Genomic DNA, 17,945 nt, shown 5'->3' with positions numbered 1-17,945 from the left:
TCCATTCAGCGGGATCCGGCGGCGCCGGTGGGTGCGGCCCGGTGCGCCTGTCGTCGGCGGGGCGGGGGGACGGTTCAGGCGTCGGAGGCGGTACCGGCGGCGGTGCCCGCGGCGGCGGCCATGCGGCGGCGCAGGCTCGCGGGGCGCAGGTCGGTCCACAGTTCGGTGATCTTCGCGAGGCATTCCTCGCGGGTGCCCTCGGTGCCCTCGGTGCCCTCGGCGCGCCAGCCGGCGGGCAGTTCGCGGCCGGTCCACCAGAGGGAGTACTGCTCCTCGTCGTTGAGCACGATCCGGTAGACGGTGGTGTCGGCGGTGTCGCCGGCGGTGTCGTGCTGCTGTTCGCTCATCGCTCTTCCCTTCGCGTGGTCAGGTGACGCCCATCCTTGGAGAGGGCCCTATCGACGCCCTATCGGGCGCATATACGGCGCCGGACACGGGGCGGGCCCCCGACGCGGTCGGCGTCGGGGGCCCGTGGAGTGCCATGTGGTGCTGCGCGCCTCGCGCGCGTGCTGCGTGGTGCCCGGGGGTGGTGGGTCAGGCAGCGCGGGTGGGAGTCAGGCAGCGTTGTTGTTCAGGTTGTTGTTGCGGTCGACGTTGTTGAGGTTGTTGTCGGCGTTGTTGTTGTTGAGGTTGGCCTCGACGTCGTTGTCGAGGATCCAGTTGACGTTGGCGGCAGCGTTGTTGATGTTGTTGCCGTTGTTGTTGGCCATGCTGTGCTTCTCCTCTTTCCCAGGGGGCTGACCGGTCCGGGAACCGAGCTGCACACGGGTCGTGTGCGGCCGGCGGACCGATTCGTAGCGGCGCAGCGCGGCGGCGGTGCCGTCCGCCCCCGCGTCCGCTCCCTCGAGGCAGATGGCGAGTGCCACCCCGTCCTCGATGGCTTGGTTGGCTCCCTGCCCGTGGTGCGGGAGCATCGGGTGGGCGGCGTCGCCGAGCAGGGTCGTGCGACGGGTGCTCCACCGCTCCAGCGGCGCCCGGTCGTACAGGGCCCAGCGGCGCACCTCGCCCGCCGCCGCCACGACCTCGCGGACCTGCGGTGCCCAGCCGGCGAGGACGGAGTCCAGGTCGGCCCGGTCCGTCGCGCTCGTCCACGACTCGGCGTCGCCCTCGGCGGCCGGCACCACCACCACGTAGGTGAACTGCCGCCCGCCGGAGACCGGGTAGCACAGCATCCGGGCCGTGGGACCGGCGAACATGTACATCCGGGACGGGTCGAGCCCGGGCACGTCGACGGTGTCCACCAGGCCGCGCAGGGCGCTGTTGCCGGAGTACACCGGCGCGTCCTCGCCGGCCACGGCGCGGCGCACCGCCGAGTGCACCCCGTCGGCGCCGACCAGCACGTCGGCCCCGGCGGTGCTGCCGTCCGCGAACTCCAGCAGCACGCCGTCCGGGCCCTCCCGGAAGCCGGTGAGCTCCTTGCCGGTGTGCACCCGGGCGGCGGGCAGCAGCCCGGCCAGCATCCGGTGCAGGTCCCCGCGGTGGACGGTGAGGTAGGGGGCGCGGAACTGCCGCTCCCAGGCCTCCCCCATCTCCTGTACGGCGACCTGCGCCCCGTTGTGGAAGGCGCGGACCTCCAGCGCGTCGGGGCGGACCGCCGCCCCGGCCAGACGGGGGCCGAGACCGAGGCGGCGGAGCAGGCGGGTGCCGTTGGGGCCGAGGTGCATGCCCACGCCCTGTTCGCGCAGGGCCTCGCCCCGCTCGTACACGTGGACGTCCACGCCCCTGGCGTGCAGGGCGGCCGCGGCGGTCAGGCCGCCCAGGCCGCCGCCGACGACGGCTGCGGTGATGCTCATCGGTGGTTCCCGGCGTTCTCGAAGGAGTCGTACGGGTCGGAGGACTCGAAGGCGTCGGGGCCGTCGGGGCCGTCGAAGTCGTCGGGGGAACCGGGGGCGGAGCCCCCGGCCCCGAGTGCGAGCAGTGCGGCGAGCTCGTCCTCCCCCGCCAGCTCGACGTCGGCGACGGGCGTGTCGGGCGCGGCGACCGCGGCCGCCAGCATCCGCTCCCAGCCGTCGGCGAACCGCTCGACCGTGGCCCGGTCCAGCACGTCGGTGTCGTAGCTGAAGACGGCGGTGATCCCGTCCGGGGTCTGCTCGATCCGCAGCAGCAGGTCCAGCTGCCCCTCCTGCTGGGGCACGTCGATCAGCGAGACGTCCAGCCCGGCGTACCGGACGGACGGCCCTTCGGCGGCGCCCGGCGGGACGTTCGGCACCGGCGGCTCCATCCGGTCCATCTGGACCAGGAACAGCGCGGTCCGGAAGACCGTCGCCCGGGGGAAGGCCAGCGCGCACGGGTAGCGCACGTTGACCATGCCGCGCATGACCCGCTCGCCGGCCTGCACGGCCGCGCTGCGGAAGGTGGACCCGGGGCCGAAGTCGGCGCGGACCGGCATGGTGTTGAGGAAGCAGCCGATCACGTCCCGCAGCGCCCGGCCCATCCGGCTGGTGGCCGGCACGCCCAGCACGAAGGCGTCCTGCCCGGTCCAGCGGTGGGTGAGGGCCTGGAAGACCGACAGGAGGTACGCGAACGGCGTGGCCCCCACCGCCCCGGCCGCCGCGCCGAGACCGTCCGCGGTGTCCCGCGGGAGCTGTCGTACGACGGTTCCGCCCCGGTAGGAGCGGACGGCGGGCCGGGGACGGTCCAGGGGGAGCTCGGCGGCGGGGGCCCCGCCCACCGACTCCTGCCAGAGGGCGGCCGCCCGCTGCCCCGCCTCGGAGGCGGTGTGGCGCAGCTCCTCCGCCGCATGGCCGGCGTAGGCGTCCGGCGGGACGGGCCGCCAGCGGGGCTCGGTGCCGGCGGCGCAGGCCTCGTAGGCGTCGAGGACGTCGCGCACCAGCAGCCAGCGGGAGGTGAAGTCGCTGACGATGTGGTGGGCGGAGGTGACCAGGGCCCAGTCCTCGTCGGTGCGCCGCAGCAGCACCGCCCGGAAGGCCCCGGACTCCAGCCGGAACGGGCGGGCCCCGGCCTCCTCGGCGGCCGCGTACAGGGCGGACTCGTCCGCCCCGGCCAGGTCCCGGAACTCCATGCGGACCAGCGGCTCGCCGGAGACGGTGCGGCGCGCTCCGGCGGCGGTGCCGGTGAACACCGAGCGCAGCAGCTCGTGGCGGGCGCCGACCGCGGTGACGGCGGCGGCCATCGCGGCGGGGTCGACGCGGCCGCGCAGCCGCAGCGGCATGACGATGTTGTAGGCGGAGGCCTCGGGGGCGACCTGGTGGGCCGTCCACATGGACTGCTGGATCGCGGTCAGGGGCAGCGCCCGGACCTCTTCGGCGGTGCTCATCCGCAGCCTCCCGCGTGGCTCATGTCGGTGGTCCGGCCTGCGCCGACGGCGGCGAGCCCGTCCTCGGCGGGCTGCCCGGCGGGGACGCCCGGCAGCCGCGGCCCCCGGTCGGCGAAGGAGGCGGCGAACTCGGCGACCCGGTCCAGGCCCCAGTAGGGCTCGCTGCCGTGGATGAAGTACGGGACCCCGAAGACCCCGTCGCGGTGCACGTCGAGCAGGGCGCGCACCCCGCGCTCGCGCAGCCCGGGGTCCTCGGTCGCGGCGGCCACCGCAGCGGCGTCCAAGCCGACCTCGGCGGCCAGTTCGGCCACGGTCGCCGGGTCGCAGAGGTCGCGGCCCTCCAGCCAGCGGGCGCGGCCCGCGCGGGCCACCCACTGCCGGCCGAGGCCGGCGTCGTCGGCGAGGAACCAGGTCAGATGGGCGGGCTCCCACCACGGGGAGCGGTCGGTCGGCCAGGTCAGCGCCAGGCCGCGGTCGGCGGCCAGGCGGCGCACGTCGCGCAGGATGTAGAACTGCTTGGCGCGGGTCATCGGGGTGTACGGGAACTGCCCGCCGGCCTGGGCGAGCAGCCGGGCGCTGGTCTCGTCGGGCTCCCAGAAGGGGCGCCACTCCAGGCGGTCGAGGAGCTCGGGGTGATCGCGCTCCAGGTCGCCGAGGGCGAAGAAGTTGTAGGGGCTGCGCAGGTTGAAGTAGAACCTCGGCGGTTTGGCGGCACGGCCGGCCATGACTCTCTCCTTGGTGACGGACCGACGGCGACGGCCGGCGGGTCGGTCGGCGGGGTCAGACGACCAGGCCGCCGTCGATGGCGAAGACCTGGCCGGTGATGTAGGCGGCGCGGTCGGAGGCGAGGAAGGACACCAGCTCGGCGACCTCGTGGGCCTCGCCGAAGCGGCCCAGCGGGATCCGGGCGGTCATCTCCTCGGTGTGCTTCTCGGACAGGCCGCCGACCATGTCGGTGGCGATGAACCCGGGGGCCACGGCATTGGCGCGGAGTCCGCTGCGGCCGGCCTCCTTGGCGAGGGCCTTGGTGAAGCCGATGATCCCGGCCTTGGTCGCGGAATAGTTGCTCTGGCCGGCGTGGCCGGCCGCGGCGACCGAGGACAGGGTGATGATCACGCCCTTGCGACGCTTCATCATCGGGAAGGCCAGGGCCTTCGCGAAGTGGAAGGTGCCGTCGAGGTTGGTGCGGACCACTGCGTCCCAGTCCTCGTCCCGCATCATCGCCAGGTGGCCGTCGCGGACGATGCCCGCGGCGGTGACCAGCACGTCCACCGGCCCGAGGACGGATCCGGCCTCCGCGGTGAAGGCCCGGACCCGGTCCCGGTCGGTGACGTCGACCCGGCGGGCCAGCACCCTCGCCCCGTGCTCCTCGGCCGCCTTCGCGGCCAGGGCCGCGGCCTCCTCGTTGGACTGGTAGCAGAAGGCCACGTCGTGGCCGTCGCGCGCCAGGGTTTCCACCACGGCCCGGCCGATGCCGCGGGAGCCGCCGGTGACGAGGGCTACCGGCCTCGGTGTCTCGGACATGGGAGATGCCTCTCTGTCTGCTGTCGTCGGGGAAGGGTCGTGCGGTCATCGGGGCGACGCCGGGTGTCGGGGCGACGCCGGGTGTCGGGGCGACGTCGAGGTGTCGGCTCGCCGTCGGGCGTCGGGGCCACGTCGTACGGGGCGGGCTGCTCAGCCGAGCCGCAGCAGCGTGGCACCGACCGTGCCGTCCCGGTCCAGGGCGGTGACCAGCGCGAGCCGGTCCACCAGGGCGGCACGCGCCCCGCCCGCGGCCAGGACCGCGGCGAGTTGGAAGGCGGCCGAGGCGGCGGTCGCGTCGCCGACGAGGGGGCGTACGGCGATCCGCTCGCCCGGGATCCCGTCCAGGGCGGACTGCTCCTGCTTGCCGAGGAGCCCCGGCGGGGTGCCCGGCGCGAGGACGGCGATGTCCTCGGGGGCGGCCTGCGCGTCGGCGAGCACGTCGGCGATGCAGCGGGCCAGTGCGGCCCCGGCCCGGCCGGTCTCGGGGAAGGCCCGGAAGCGGGAGCCGAGGACGGTGGCGAGCGGTGGCCGGCCGCCGTCGCGGGCGGCCCGCGCGCTCTCCAGCAGGAACAGCGCGGCCCCTTCGCCGAGCGGCCCGGGCTCGGCCCCGGCGTGGTCGGCGACGTGCTCCAGCCGGGCCCGCTGGACGGAGAACTCCTCGGCCGCGCCGGCCAGCAGGGCGGTGGCGTGGCCGCCGCGCAGCAGCCGGGAGGCGTAGTTCAGGGCGAGGAGCCCGGTGGCGGAGCCGCCGGAGACGGTGACGTTGGGGCCCTTGAGGGTGTGCCGGATGGCGCTCTGCCCGGTCGGGCAGTTCATCACGGTGTTGGGGAAGCGGGCCGGGTCGACGAGGTAGGGCTTCTCCCCGGTCAGCGCGTCCCGGGTGAAGTCCATGATGGACTGGACGCTGCCGGAGGTGCCGAGCACCAGCCCTGTCTTCTCGGGGTCGGCGGCCAGGCCCCGGCCGAAGTCCTCCAGGAGCTCCCCGACGGTGATGACGGCGATCCCGGTGGCCCGGTCCATGGAGCGGGTGCCCTTGCGGCCGAGGACGGTCTTGACGTCGAAGTCGGGGATCAGGCCGGCCCGCCCGTACGGGACCGGCCAGCGCCCGGCGTCCACCGGGGCGAGGGCGGCGGCCCCGCCGAGGATCCCCTCGGCGAACGGCTGCCGGCCCAGCCCGTACGGGGAGGACACCGCCCAGCCCGAGACGACGAGCTGCCGTGCGGGGTCGTCCGCCCGTGTGCTCATGCGGCTGCGCTCCTCTCTTCTTCCCAGCGGCCGAGGACCAGTACGGCGTTGTTGCCGCCGAAGGCGAGTCCGTTGTTCTGCACGACCTTGAGGTCGGCCTCCACGGCCTCGTTGGGCACGCAGTCCACGCCGCATTCGGGGTCGGTGGTGCGGTGGTTGATGGTCGGCGGTATGAAGCCCTCCCGCAGGGCGAGGGCACAGGCCGCCGAGGCAAGGGCGCTGGCGGCGCCCATGGTGTGGCCGATCATCGACTTGATGGAGACGGTCCGCGGCAGGTCCTCGCCGAACACCTGGCGGATCGCGCCGACCTCGGTGACGTCGTTGGCCTTGGTGCCGGTGCCGTGCGCGGAGATGAAGTCCACGTCGGCGGGGGTGATCCCGGCGTTGGTGTGCGCGGCGGTGATGCAGCGGGCGATGGAGTCCCGGTCGGGGGCGACGGGGTGGCTGGCGTCGCAGGAGAGTCCGTAGCCGAGCACCTCGGCGTAGATGCGGGCGCCGCGGGCGAGGGCGGACTCCAGGGACTCCATGAGCAGGATCCCGGCGCCCTCGCCGGTCAGGATGCCCTGCCGGTCGGCGTCGAAGGGCCGGCACACGTCGGGGGCGATGGTGCCGAGCCGGTAGAAGCCGGTGAAGGTCTTGCGGCACAGGGCGTCGGCGCCGCCGCACAGGGCCATCTCGACGTCGCCGGAGCTGATGGCGTCGTAGCCGTAGCCGACCGCGTAGTTCCCGGCGGCGCAGGCGGTGGGGACGGTGACCGTCTCCACGTCCTCCAGGCCGAGTTCGCGGACGATGCCGGCGGAGAGCCGGCCCGGCCAGACGCGTCGGGCGACCACCGGGTCGAGGACGTCGTCGCCCTCGGCGACCTGGAGCCCGGTGAGGTGGTCGAGGTCGCGGGACTCGCCGTCGGTGGTGCCGACCGAGACCAGGGTGCGCCTGGCCCGGACGTCCGCCTCGGCGAGGCCCGCGTCGGCCACCGCCATCCTCGCTCCGGCGACCGCGAACTGGGCGGCCCGGCCGAGCTCGTCGGCGGGCAGTTCGCGCAGCCAGGCCTCCGGCTCGAAGTCGCTGATCTCGCAGGCGTTGGAGTGCGCGAAGCCGGTGGTGTCGAAGGCCCCGATGGGCTTCGCCCCGCTGCGTCCGGCCCGCAGGCTCTGCGCGAAGGCGTCGACTCCGGTACCGATGCTCGTCACGACACCGAGCCCGGTGATCACCACCCGGTGCCGGGCAGCGCCCGGCTGCCCCGTCGCGGCCGTCCGGTCGCTCACTTGCCCTCGGCCTCCGCGATCACGGCGTACACGCCGGCGAGGTTGACCATGCGGCTGAGCTCGGCCTGCTCCAGAGAGAGGCCGAAGACCCGCTCCAGCGAGGCCAGGATCTCGATCGTGCGCAGGGAGTCGGCGTCGTGCTCCTCCTTGAACAGGCTGGTCTCGGTCACCTCGTCGAGTTCGAGTTCGAGGATGTCGCAGACGATTTCCTTGATCTGCTCCTTGCGCCCGGCGTCCAGGACGTGGATCTGGGTGGTCATCTGATTCCTCCGGTGACGGTCGGTCGGTGGCTCGTGGGTGTGGGGGGCGGTGCGTGAGAGGGGTGTGCGTGAGGGGGGATGCGGTGCGGTGCACGTCGATGGTGGGCGGGGCCGCTATCCGTGGGCTATATCCACCAGGGCCGGGGCGGTGCCCGCCGCGAGGGGCTCCTTCCACAGGTGCGACACCTCGCCGAAGTGGCGGTGCACCCAAGCGTCGTCGTAGATCGTCTCCAGGTAGCGGTCCCCGCCGTCGGGCAGGACCAGCACCACGTTGGAGCCCGGGACGATGTCCGGGGCGATCCGCTCCAGGGCGGCGACCACCGCCCCGGAGGAGCCGCCCGCGAGCACGGCCTCCCGGCGGACGAGCTGCCGGCAGCCCACGACGCAGTCGAGGTCGCCGACGTGGATGACCCGGTCGGCGTCCGCAGGCTGCAGCAGGCGGGGGACGACGGAGGCGCCGTGGCCCGGGATGAGCCGGGTGCGGCGCTCGGGCGGGGCGAAGAGCACGCTGCCGATCGCATCGACCGCGTTGACGGTGGTGTTCATGCCGGACTGGCGGATGTACTCGGCGCAGCCGCCCAGCGTTCCGCTGGTGCCGGCCGCGACGACGAGCTGGTCGACGCGGTGGTCGAGCGCCTCGGCGATCTCCCGCATCGTGGTCTGGTGCGCGAGGGGGTTGAGCGGGTTCGCGTACTGGTCGGGCCAGTAGGCGTCCGGGGTGGCGGCGACGAGGTCGGCGACCCGGCGCAGTCGGGCGGGCAGCAGCTCGCCGGTGGCCGGGTCGGGATCGGTGACGATCTCCACCTCGGCCCCGTAGGCCCGGAGGATCGCCACGTTCTGCCGGGTCGTCCGGGAGTCCACGACGCAGATGAGGCGCAGCCCGACGTAGGCGCAGATCTGGGCGAGGCCGATCGCGAGGTTGCCGGAACTCGACTCGATGACGGTGGACCTGCCGGGGACCAGGTCCCCCGATCTTATCCGCGCGAGCACCATCGAGAGGGCCGAGCGGTCTTTGATGCTTCCTCCGGGATTGAACCGCTCCACCTTGGCGAACACCCGCGAGCCGAGGCCTGGCAGCAATCGCTCCAGTTCGATGAGCGGAGTTCCTCCCACGGTCGAGAGGATTCCCTTCGTCCCTTCGTCGTACGGCATGTGAGGCAGCCATCCTCTGCTGGGAGTTTCGGGGCGGTGAGATACGACAACGCCATCGAGATTCGGCCGATCCGCTATACGACTGCCATACGGCTGCTTATAGGTGGCGCATAGCAGAAGGCCGGAATCTTTCGTCACCGCACAGCGGAACTCCCATCGGACGGAAGAGAGAGCCCTCCCTATGACCGGCACCGACGCGCGCATCAAGAAGGTCGTCATCCTCGGCGGCGGAACCGCCGGCTGGATGACCGCTTCCTATCTCGGCAAGGCCCTCCAGGGCACCACGGAGATCACGGTGCTGGAGGCACCGGCGATCGGCCGCATCGGCGTGGGCGAGGCGACCGTCCCGAATCTGCACCGGGTCCTGTTCGACTACCTCGGCATCGCCGAGGAGGAGTGGATGCGGGAGTGCAACGCCAGCTTCAAGATGGCGGTCCGCTTCGTGAACTGGAGAACCGGCGGCAAGGGACAGCCGCAGGCGCGCACCCTGGAGAACGGCGGGCCGGACCACTTCTACCACCCCTTCGGCATCCTCCCCGACCACGACAACACGCCGATGTCGCACTACTGGGCCAAGCGCAAGCTGGAGGGGCGGACGGAGGAGCCGTTCGACTACGCCTGCTTCCGCGAGCCCCCCGTCATGGACGCGATGAAGTCCCCGCGCTGGATGGACGGCACCGCCTCCACCCGGTACGCCTGGCACTTCGACGCGGCCCTGGTCGCCGACTTCCTGCGCCGGTTCGCCACCGAGAAGCAGGGCGTCATCCACGTCCAGGACGAGATGACGCACGCGGAGCAGGACGCGCGCGGCTTCGTCACGGCCCTGCACACCAAGTCCGGCCGGGTCCTGGACGCCGACCTGTTCGTTGACTGCTCCGGCTTCCGCGGCCTGCTCATCAACCAGGCCCTCGGCGAGCCGTTCATCGACATGAGCGACCACCTGCTGTGCGACAGCGCGGTGGCCACGGCCGTCCCGCACGACGACGAGGCGGGCGGCGTAGAGCCGTACACCTCCGCCATCGCCATGACCTCCGGCTGGACGTGGAAGATCCCGATGCTGGGCCGGTTCGGCACCGGCTACGTCTATTCCAGCAAGTTCGCGTCGAAGGAGGAGGCGACACGGGAATTCTGCGACCTGTGGAACCTGGACCCGGAGACGACGAAGTTCAACCACGTGAAGTTCCGGGTGGGCCGCAACCGGCGCGCCTGGGTCAACAACGTGGTGAGCATCGGCCTTTCCTCCTGCTTCCTGGAGCCGCTGGAGTCCACCGGCATCTATTTCATCACGGCAGCGATCTACCAGCTCGCCAAGCACTTCCCGGACAAGGACTTCAACCCGGAGCTGGCGAAGAGCTTCAACCGAGAGATCGAGGTGATGTTCGACGACACTCGCGACTTCATCCAGGCGCACTTCTACTACGCGCCGCGCAACGACACCCCGTTCTGGCGGGCGAACAAGGAGCTGACGCTCCCGGAGAACATCCAGGAGAAGATCTCCGCCTACAAGGCCGGGCTGCCCATCAATTCACCGATCGCCGACGAGTCCACGTACTACGGCAACTTCGAGGCGGAATTCCGTAACTTCTGGACGAACGGCAGCTATTACTGCATCTTCGCCGGGCTCGGCCTGGAGCCGGACGCCCCGCTGCCGGTCCTCGCGCACAAGCCCGAGTCCGTGGCCGGCGCCGAGGCGCTGTTCGCCAAGGTCAAGCAGGAGCAGCAGCACCTGCTCGACACCCTGCCGAGCACCTACGACTACCTGCGGCAGCTGCACGGCAAGCAGTAACCGCCCTCCCCCGCCCGCGTCCCTCCCGGTGCGCCGCACGGCCCGGAAGCCGGCTCCTCCCACCGGCTTCCGGGCCCGCCCGGCACCCCCGTAGCCACGACCCCGAGGAGTTCCCGCCATGACCCATGCGTCCCGGCCCGCCCAGCCCCTGCAGCCCCCGCAATCCGGGGGTGCCGTCGAGACCGACATCAGGCCGCTGATGTCGGCGTTCCCGTCCGGTGTCTCGGTCGTCACGTCCCTCGGCACGGACTCCGAGCCGCGCGGCATGACGTGCAGCTCGCTGGCGAGCGTCGCCCTCTCCCCGCCGACCGTCGTGCTGTGCCTGCGTACGGAGAGCCCCACCACGCAGGCGGTGCTGGAGACCGGACAGGTGGCGGTCAACCTGCTGCACGAGCAGGCGCGCCCCGTCTCGGACCTGTTCGCCTCGGGGGACCCGGAGCGGTTCGCGCGGACCGAGTGGCGGCTGCCGCTGGGGGCCGGTGGCCCGCATCTGACCGGCGCGGCGCACGCCATAGCCGACGGCGAGGTGGCCCACGCGGTGGAGTTCGGCGACCACACCGCCGTCTTCGTGCGCGTCCACCGGGTCTCGCTGCACGAGGAGGCGCAGCCGCTGCTGTACGGCCGGCGCAGATACGCGCGGTGGAGCGATGCGACGTCCGTGCCGGGGCCGCCGGCCGCCGCTCCCCCGGAGCCGGTGGCGCCCGCGCCCGCCCGTGCCAGTGCCCCTGCGGCGGTCAGTGCCCCTGCGGCGCCGGAGGAGGCTGCCCGTGTCCGCCCGTGACCCGCTCCCCGACCTGCTGATCGCGATCCCCGCGGTCATCCTCGCCTGCAAGGCGGGCGCGATGCTGTTCCGCCGGCTCGGCCAGCCCCCGGTCGTCGGGGAGATCGCCGTCGGGATCCTGATGGGCCCCTCGCTGCTGGGCTGGCTGTGGCCCGACGCCCAGACGTGGCTGTTCCCCGGGACGGTCCTGCCGTTCACCGGGGCGTTCGGAAACGTCGGCCTGCTGGCGTTCATGTTCCTGGTGGGCCTGGAGCTGAACCTGTCGGCCCTGCGCGGCCACAGCAGGACCGCCGTCGCGGTGAGCCAGGCGAGCATCGTGCTGCCGCTGCTCCTCGGCTCCGGCCTGGCCCTGCTCATGTACGAGAGCTTCGCCCCGAAGGGGGTCACGAAGATCGCGTTCGTGCTGTTCATCGCCGTGTCGATGAGCATCACGGCCTTCCCGGTGCTCGCCCGGATCCTCACCGACCGCGGGCTCTACCACACCCGGATCGGCGCGCTGGCCATGGCGTGCGCCGCCGTGGACGACGTGACCGCGTGGTGCCTGCTGGCGGCGGTGGTCGCGGTGACCACCAGCACCTCGGCGATCGAGGCGGTCACCACGGCCGGCCTCGCGGCGCTGTTCCTCGCCTTCATGATCTACGCCATCCGTCCGTTGATGGCCAAGTGGGCGCAGCGGGCCGCCCGCACCGTCGACTCGGTGGTGCTCGTGGTGCTGTTCAGCGGGCTGTGCCTGTCGGCGTTCGCCACCGACAAGATCGGGGTGCACGCGCTGTTCGGGGCCTTCGTCTTCGGGGTGGTCACCCCGCGCGGCTCCCGGGTCATCGAGCTGTGCGCGGCCCGGCTGCGGGCCTTCACCATCCCGGTGCTGCTGCCGCTGTTCTTCGTCAACACCGGTCTGAAGACGAACGTGCAGGTGCTGGCCGCCGACCCGATGCTGTGGCTGTGGGCGCTGGCCGTCATGGCCGTCGCCTTCCTCGGCAAGTGGGGCGGCAGCTCCGCCGCGGCCCGGGCCAGCGGCCAGTCGTGGCGGGACGCCATGTCGATCGGCGCCCTGATGAACTGCCGCGGCCTGACGGAGCTGGTGGTGCTGAACCTGGGGCTGGAGCTGGGGGTGATCGGGCCGGACCTGTTCACGATGCTGGTCCTGATGGCCCTGCTCACCACGGCGATCACCTCTCCCGCGCTGTCGTGGATCCGGCGGGACCTGCCACCGGACAAGGAATCGGAGGATCCGGCCGACGGCCCCCTGGTGCACGAGCCGGTGCGGTTGCCGGCCACGGTCGGCAAGACCTGACCGGCCGCCGGGCGGGCCGGCCCGGGACCGCGGGCGCGGCGTCCCCCTCCCGGGGGCGCCGCGGCCGCGGGGCGGGTGTGCCCGGCCGCCCGTGGCTGCCCGGCCACCCGTGGTGCCCGCTGCCGCTCACCGCCCCGCGGCGGCGAGCGGCACCCCGGCGTCCGCGGTGTCCGGGCGCCCGGCCGGATCGCGCGGTGTGCTGCCGCCCGGCGCCGCGCTGGCCCGGATCCAGCGGTCCAGTACGGTCCGGGCCGCGCCCGAGTCGAGGGCGGCGGCAGCGACGGCGACCGCCGCGCCGAGCCGCTCGGTGACCGTGCGGCCGCGGGCCGGCTCGGCGGCGGCCAGGGCCGCCCCCGCCGACAGCAGCACCGCATCGCGTACGGGGCCCTGCTCGCCCCCGGCCAGCAGCCGGCGGGCGACGGCCGCGTTGTGGGCGGCGTCCGCGCCCCGCAGGGCCTCGACCGGGGCGAGGGCGATCCCGATGTCCCGCGGGTCGAAGGGTTCCTCCCGGACCCTTCCCTCCTCGACGGTCAGCACCGTCGAGGTGGTGGTGACGGTGAGCTCGTCGAGCCCGTCGTCGCCGCGGAACACCAGGGCGCTGCCGCCCCGCCGGGCCAGGACCCCCGCGATCAGCGGGAGCAGTCGTGCGTCGGCCACCCCGACCGCCTGGGCGGTGGGTCGGGCCGGGTTGGTGAGCGGGCCGAGCGCGTTGAACACGGTGGGGATGCCCAGCTGCCGGCGGACGGCGGCGGCGTGCCGCATGGAGGGGTGGAAATCGGGGGCGAAGCAGAAGGTGATCCCCACCTCCTCCACCAGGGCGGCCACCCGGGCCGGGTCCAGGCGCAGGGTCACGCCCAGGGCCTCCAGCACGTCGGCGGAGCCCGAGGCCGAACTCGACGCCCGGTTGCCGTGCTTGACGATCCGGGCGCCGGCGCCGGCCGCGACGATCGCGGACATCGTCGAGATGTTGACGGTACGGGCGCCGTCGCCGCCCGTACCGACCACGTCGACGGTGGTGCCGGGTACGTCGAGGGGCACCGCGTGGTCGAGCATGGCGCGGACCAGGCCCTCCAGCTCGCCGACCGTCTCCCCCTTGCCCCGCAGGGCCACCAGGAATCCGGCGAGCTGGGCCTCGGTGGCCTCGCCCCGCATCACCCGGTGCATGGCCCCGGCCGTGTCGGCGGCGGCCAGGTCACGACCGGCGAGGAGGTCCTGGAGCAGGACGGGCCACTGCTGCCGGCCCGTGGGCGGTTCTGGTCTGACGGTGGTCACTGGGTGCTCCCTCGGGGTCGTCGGGTGTGCCTGCCGGCTCAGCCCCATTCCCGGGTGTCGGGGGAGGCGGTCGGCGTGGGACTCGCGGTCGGTTCGGCGGCCGGGGTCGTGGTGCCGGTGGTGCCGTCGGCGCTGATGCTGGTCCGCTCGGCGGCCGTCACCTCGTGGGCGAGGCTGACACCGCCCGCGAGGGCGGCCGAGGCGATGACCGCGACGGTGATGCGCTGGACCTGAGTGCGCCACGTGTTCCGCATGACTTCTTTTCTCCCCGTCGGTCTCTTCTGGTGGCCGGTCTGTTCCGGTGAGAAGAACGTTAGGGAGGCGGGGCTTCGAGCCGATATCGCTCCTCCTTCGGGCCGCTGCGCTTTTCGATAAGGGCGATATAACTGCTGGTGCGACGGGGTGCGCAGGATCCCGTCGGGACTTGCCGGACTCCTCGGGCGGTGCTTGACAGACGCTGGAACGGCACTGGAGGGGCGCTCGGGGCACCGCCGTTATCGTCCGCCACGGGGTCGTCCGGGGCGTTTCCATCAGCGTTCCCGGTACATCTCGGCGACGAGGAAGGCCAAGTCGAGGGATTGGGTCCGGTTGAGCCGCGGATCGCAGGTGGATTCGTAGCGTTCGCCGAGTTCCTCCAGGCTGACCTCCTCACCGCCCCCCACGCATTCGGTGACGTCCCCTCCGGTGAATTCCAGGTGGACGCCGCCGGGATGGGTGCCCAGGTCCCGGTGGACCTCGAAGAAGCCCTTCACCTCGTCGACGATGTCGTCGAAGCGGCGGGTCTTCAGCCCCGAGGGGGCCTCGAAGGTGTTGCCGTGCATGGGGTCGCTCACCCAGGCCACCGGCGCGCCCTCCGCCGCGGCCTTCTCGACCAGTTCCGGCAGCCTGGCCCGCACCTGCCCGGCGCCCATGCGCACGATGAACGTGAGCCGGCCCGGCTCCCGTTCTGGGTCGAGCCGGTCGATGAGCCGCAGCACGGTGTCGGTGGCGGTGGCGGGGCCGAGTTTGACGCCGATCGGGTTCGCGATCGTCGAGAAGAACTCCACGTGCGCCCCGCCGAGGTCGCGGGTGCGTTCGCCGATCCAGAGCATGTGGCCGCTGGTGGCGTAGTGCCGGCCCGTCACCGGGTCCTCGCGGACCAGGGGCTGCTCGTAGTCCAGCAGCAGGCCCTCGTGGCTGACGTAGAACTCCACGGCGTGCTGGATGCGGTCGTCGGCGCCGCAGGCCCGCATGAAGGCCAGCGCCTGGTCGATCTGGGTGGCGAGGGCGGCGTACCGCTCGCCGACGGGTGAGCGGGCCACGAAGTCCTGGTTCCAGGCGTGCGCCTGGCGCAGGTCCGCGTAGCCGCCGGTGGTGAAGGCCCGTACGAGGTTCAGGGTGCCGGCGGCGGCCCGGTGCACGCGCAGCAGCCGCCCCGGGTCGGGGGTGCGTTCGGCCGGGTCGAAGCCGAAGCCGTTGACGGCGTCGCCCCGGTAGGCCGGGAGGGTCGCCCCGCCGCGGGTCTCGGTGGGCCGGGAGCGCGGTTTGGCGTACTGGCCCGCCATCCGGCCGATCTTGACGACCGGGACGGAGGCCGCGTACTGGAGGACCAGGGCCATCTGGAGCAGGGTGCGCACCTTCCGGCGCACCGCGTCCTCCCCGGTGTCCGTGAAGGTCTCGGCGCAGTCCCCGCCCTGGAGCAGGAAGGCCTGGCCCAGGGCGACCGCGCCGAGCCGCTCCTTGAGCTGCTCGCATTCGGCGGCCACCACGAGCGGAACAGCGGCCCGCAGTTCCCTGCGGACCGCGTCGAGGGCCCCGGGGTCGGGCCAGTCGGGCTGCTGTGCGGCGGGCAGCGCCCGCCATGGGTCGGGGTCGGGGTCGGGGTGTGGTGCGGGGTGTCCCACGACGGTGCTCCTTCGTCCCGCGGTCACCCGGTGGGGGTGCCGGCCGGTTGGTTCCGTGCGCTGGCGAGGAAGTTCTGCAGGAGCCGCATCCCGCCGACCGTGGTGATCGATTCGGGGTGGAACTGCACGCCCTCGACGGGGAGCGTGCGGTGGCGCAGCCCCATCACGTAGCCGTCGTCGACGGCGTGGGCGGTGGCGATCAGCTCCGGCGGCAGGGGTTCGGCGACGATCAGGGAGTGGTAGCGGGTGGCGGTCATGGCGGAGCCGAGGCCGGTGAAGACCCCGGAGCCGTCGTGGCGGACCGGGCTGGTCTTGCCGTGCTTGAGCCGGTCCGCGACGGTGACCCGGCCGCCGTAGGCCAGGCCGATGGCCTGGTGGCCCAGGCAGATGCCGAGCAGCGGCACCCGGCCCGCGAAGGAGCGGACGAGTTCGGGGTGGCCGGAGTCGGCGGGGTGTCCGGGGCCGGGCCCGAGGACCACGGCGTCGGGCCGCAGCGCGGCGAGCTCCTCGGGGCTGCGGGTGCCGGAGCGGACGACGTCGGTGTCCGCACCGAGGGTGCGCAGGTACTGGTCGATGATGTGGGTGAAGCTGTCGTAGGCGTCGACGAGGAGGACCTTCACGGGAGCAGCTCCTGACCGGTGAGCGCCCAGTAGGCGGCGCCCATCTTGTGGAGGGTCTCGCGCCATTCGGCGGCGGGCGAGGAGTCGGCGACGATGCCGGCGCAGCTCTGGGTGGAGTACGTGCTGCCGTCGTGGGTGACGGTGCGGATGCACAGGGCGAGGCGGGACCAACCGCGGACGTCGATGAGGCCGACGGCGCCGGCGTACATGTCGCGGGGCTCGTCCTCCAGCCCGTCGATGATCTCCATGGCGCGGATCTTGGGCGCGCCGGTGACGGTGCCGGCCGGGAAGGTGGCCTTCAGGGCGGACCAGGCGTCCTCGCCGGGGGCGAGTTCGCCCTCGACGGTGGAGACGAGGTGGAAGACGTGGCTGAAGGTCTCGACCGTCATCAGCTCGCGGGCTTCCAGGGTGGTGGGCAGGCAGACCCGCCCGATGTCGTTGCGGCACAGGTCGACGAGCATCACGTGCTCGGCCTGCTCCTTCTCGCTGGCGAGGAGGGCCTCGATCCGGGCGGTGTCGACCGTCCGGTCGCCGCTGCGCGGGGTGGTGCCGGCGATGGGCCGCATGACGATCCGCTCGCCCTCGGTGCGGAACAGCACCTCGGGGCTGGCGCCGATGAGGGTGCGGCCGTCACGGGGCACGAGGTACATGTACGGGGAGGGGTTGCGTCCGCGCAGGCGGCGGTAGACGTCGAGGGGGGTGAGGTCGGTGTCGACCTCGATGCGGTGGCCGATCTGGATCTGGTAGACGTCGCCTACGCCGATGTGCTGCAGGCAGCGCTCGACACGGGCGCGGAACGCGGTCTCGTCGGTGCTGTCGCGGACCGCGCGCGGGGCGGGGGCCTCGGGCAGCCGGCCGGGTGGAGTGGCGGTGCCGGCCGGGAGGCGTTCGAGGATGCCGGCGAGGTCGGTGCGGGCGGCGGGGCCCCCGTCGGGACCGAGGGCGGGGCCGCGGGCGGCGAGACGGACCGCGGTCCCGGCGTCGAGGTCGTACCAGACGGTGTCCTGGAACAGGGTGAGGACCAGGTCGGGGGCGGGGGCGGCCCCGGGGCGCGGGCGGCGGGCGGGCAGGTCCTCCATGTGCCAGGCGGCGCCGTAACCGATGGTGGCCAGGAAGCCGAAGGCGTACGCGGGGCGGGGGCTGTCGACGTCGAACGCGGCCTGGAAGGCGCGCAGCACGTCCCAGAGCTGCTCGGGGCGGTCGTAGAGGCGGTCGCCGCCGGGGCCGACGGCGAGGCCCAGGTCGTCGGCGATCCGGCCGAGGACGGCCAGGACCGCGGGCAGGCCGACGGCCTCGATCCGGCCGGGGTGGACGCGCAGCTCGGCGAGCCTGCCGAAGCCGACGACGGCGGAGTTCCCGTCGAAGTCGGGGCTCTCCAGGGATTCGAGGAGGAAGACGTCCTCGCCGAACCGTTCGCGCAGGGCCGCGTAGAGCTCCACCGGGGGGTGCGGGTCGAGTGCGGTCTCCTCGATCCGGAGGGGGAGGGGGGGCCGGCCGGGGGCGGGCCGCGCCCCCCGGGGGGGGGGGGGGAGCAGTGTGATATTAAAAAAAACCAGCCCACCCCACCCCCCCAAAAAAGGAATTGG

At 73.2% G+C, this 17,945-nt stretch carries 17 protein-coding genes; 3 read left to right on the top strand and 14 right to left on the bottom strand.

Translation table 11 applies throughout. The annotated features are described in order from the left end of the window. Positions 1 to 74 precede the first annotated feature (74 nt). The 9 genes from ACFV7Q_RS19350 to sbnA form a co-directional block, all read right to left on the bottom strand. The gene (locus ACFV7Q_RS19350; RefSeq protein WP_385429880.1) at positions 75 to 347 is read right to left on the bottom strand and encodes an MbtH family protein; all 273 of its coding nucleotides are present in this window, start codon (positions 345 to 347) and stop codon (positions 75 to 77) included. A gap of 207 nt (positions 348 to 554) precedes the next feature. Continuing rightward, on the bottom strand, positions 555 to 1,793 hold the full coding sequence (locus ACFV7Q_RS19345; protein ID WP_385429878.1) for an FAD-dependent monooxygenase: 1,239 nt from the start codon (positions 1,791 to 1,793) through the stop codon (positions 555 to 557). Then, on the bottom strand, positions 1,790 to 3,277 hold the full coding sequence (locus ACFV7Q_RS19340; protein WP_385429876.1) for a condensation domain-containing protein: 1,488 nt from the start codon (positions 3,275 to 3,277) through the stop codon (positions 1,790 to 1,792). The genes ACFV7Q_RS19345 and ACFV7Q_RS19340 overlap by 4 nt, the downstream gene beginning before the upstream one ends. After that, positions 3,274 to 4,002 (bottom strand): 2-hydroxychromene-2-carboxylate isomerase, encoded by a 729-nt coding sequence (locus tag ACFV7Q_RS19335; RefSeq protein WP_385429875.1) that lies wholly within the window; start codon positions 4,000 to 4,002, stop codon positions 3,274 to 3,276. The genes ACFV7Q_RS19340 and ACFV7Q_RS19335 overlap by 4 nt, the downstream gene beginning before the upstream one ends. 55 nt (positions 4,003 to 4,057) lie before the next feature. Then, the gene (fabG, locus tag ACFV7Q_RS19330; RefSeq protein WP_385429873.1) at positions 4,058 to 4,801 is read right to left on the bottom strand and encodes a 3-oxoacyl-ACP reductase FabG; all 744 of its coding nucleotides are present in this window, start codon (positions 4,799 to 4,801) and stop codon (positions 4,058 to 4,060) included. A gap of 150 nt (positions 4,802 to 4,951) precedes the next feature. Continuing rightward, the gene (locus ACFV7Q_RS19325; protein ID WP_385429871.1) at positions 4,952 to 6,046 is read right to left on the bottom strand and encodes a beta-ketoacyl synthase N-terminal-like domain-containing protein; all 1,095 of its coding nucleotides are present in this window, start codon (positions 6,044 to 6,046) and stop codon (positions 4,952 to 4,954) included. Then, positions 6,043 to 7,311, bottom strand: a complete 1,269-nt coding sequence (locus tag ACFV7Q_RS19320) for a beta-ketoacyl-[acyl-carrier-protein] synthase family protein (RefSeq protein WP_385429869.1) — start codon at positions 7,309 to 7,311, stop codon at positions 6,043 to 6,045. The genes ACFV7Q_RS19325 and ACFV7Q_RS19320 overlap by 4 nt, the downstream gene beginning before the upstream one ends. Continuing rightward, positions 7,308 to 7,571 (bottom strand): acyl carrier protein, encoded by a 264-nt coding sequence (locus tag ACFV7Q_RS19315; RefSeq protein ID WP_385429867.1) that lies wholly within the window; start codon positions 7,569 to 7,571, stop codon positions 7,308 to 7,310. Before ACFV7Q_RS19315 ends, ACFV7Q_RS19320 begins: the two co-directional genes overlap by 4 nt. Positions 7,572 to 7,685: 114 nt before the next feature. Then, positions 7,686 to 8,723, bottom strand: coding sequence for a 2,3-diaminopropionate biosynthesis protein SbnA (gene sbnA, locus ACFV7Q_RS19310; RefSeq protein WP_385429865.1), 1,038 nt, complete (start codon positions 8,721 to 8,723; stop codon positions 7,686 to 7,688). Between the two features lie 181 nt (positions 8,724 to 8,904). Here sbnA and ACFV7Q_RS19305 point away from each other — a divergent pair, with 181 nt between their 5' ends. The 3 genes from ACFV7Q_RS19305 (at position 8,905) to ACFV7Q_RS19295 (ending at position 12,584) form a co-directional block, all read left to right on the top strand. Continuing rightward, positions 8,905 to 10,509, top strand: coding sequence for a tryptophan halogenase family protein (locus ACFV7Q_RS19305; protein ID WP_385429863.1), 1,605 nt, complete (start codon positions 8,905 to 8,907; stop codon positions 10,507 to 10,509). Between the two features lie 118 nt (positions 10,510 to 10,627). Then, positions 10,628 to 11,290: a flavin reductase family protein gene (locus ACFV7Q_RS19300; protein ID WP_385429861.1), complete on the top strand. Its 663-nt coding sequence runs from the start codon at positions 10,628 to 10,630 to the stop codon at positions 11,288 to 11,290. Further along, positions 11,277 to 12,584: a cation:proton antiporter gene (locus tag ACFV7Q_RS19295; protein WP_385429860.1), complete on the top strand. Its 1,308-nt coding sequence runs from the start codon at positions 11,277 to 11,279 to the stop codon at positions 12,582 to 12,584. The genes ACFV7Q_RS19300 and ACFV7Q_RS19295 overlap by 14 nt, the downstream gene beginning before the upstream one ends. Positions 12,585 to 12,710: 126 nt before the next feature. Here ACFV7Q_RS19295 and trpD read toward each other — a convergent pair whose 3' ends face one another. From trpD to ACFV7Q_RS19270, 5 genes are all read right to left on the bottom strand, one after another. After that, positions 12,711 to 13,856, bottom strand: a complete 1,146-nt coding sequence (gene trpD / locus ACFV7Q_RS19290) for an anthranilate phosphoribosyltransferase (RefSeq protein WP_385429859.1) — start codon at positions 13,854 to 13,856, stop codon at positions 12,711 to 12,713. A 38-nt stretch (positions 13,857 to 13,894) separates the two neighbouring features. Continuing rightward, complete coding sequence (locus ACFV7Q_RS19285; RefSeq protein ID WP_385429858.1) at positions 13,895 to 14,110, bottom strand: hypothetical protein; 216 nt, start codon at positions 14,108 to 14,110, stop codon at positions 13,895 to 13,897. 276 nt (positions 14,111 to 14,386) lie between these two features. Continuing rightward, a complete protein-coding gene (locus tag ACFV7Q_RS19280) occupies positions 14,387 to 15,739 on the bottom strand; it encodes a class II 3-deoxy-7-phosphoheptulonate synthase (protein WP_385429856.1) in 1,353 nt (450 codons plus the stop codon). A gap of 23 nt (positions 15,740 to 15,762) precedes the next feature. Then, positions 15,763 to 16,359 (bottom strand): anthranilate synthase component II, encoded by a 597-nt coding sequence (locus tag ACFV7Q_RS19275; protein ID WP_385429854.1) that lies wholly within the window; start codon positions 16,357 to 16,359, stop codon positions 15,763 to 15,765. Next, positions 16,356 to 17,798 carry an anthranilate synthase component I family protein gene (locus ACFV7Q_RS19270; RefSeq protein ID WP_385429853.1) on the bottom strand — a complete coding sequence of 481 codons (1,443 nt, stop codon included), beginning with the start codon at positions 17,796 to 17,798 and terminating at the stop codon, positions 16,356 to 16,358. The genes ACFV7Q_RS19275 and ACFV7Q_RS19270 overlap by 4 nt, the downstream gene beginning before the upstream one ends. Positions 17,799 to 17,945 lie beyond the last annotated feature (147 nt).

It is taken from the genome of Streptomyces sp. NPDC059851 (assembly GCF_042732005.1).
In the GTDB taxonomy this organism is placed as follows: Bacteria; Actinomycetota; Actinomycetes; order Streptomycetales; family Streptomycetaceae; genus Streptomyces.
The sequence above is the reverse complement of the archived record's forward strand: the minus strand, read 5'-3'. Positions and strand labels throughout refer to the sequence as shown.